General features: G+C 75.9%; 1 pseudogene. It reads left to right on the forward strand.

The window, feature by feature from the left end:
* Positions 1-212: pseudogene (locus D471_RS34345) on the forward strand (class I SAM-dependent methyltransferase); the annotation flags it as partial.

Below are 212 nucleotides of genomic sequence, written 5' to 3' on the forward strand. Positions count from 1 at the left end.
ATCCGTACACCGAGGCGCTCGTCCGGGAGCGTGGGCCGCTGTTCCTGCGCCGCCCCGACGGATCGACCCTGCCGCTGGACGTCGAACGCTGGTGCGGGGGGATCGACGCGGCCGACACGGCCGTACTGGAGCGCTGCGAGGGCGGTGTCCTGGACGTGGGGTGCGGCCCGGGCCGACTGGTCGCGGAGCTGGTCGACCGCGGCTGGCGGGGC

This window comes from Nocardiopsis lucentensis DSM 44048 (assembly GCF_000341125.1).
GTDB lineage: Bacteria > Actinomycetota > Actinomycetes > Streptosporangiales > Streptosporangiaceae > Nocardiopsis > Nocardiopsis lucentensis.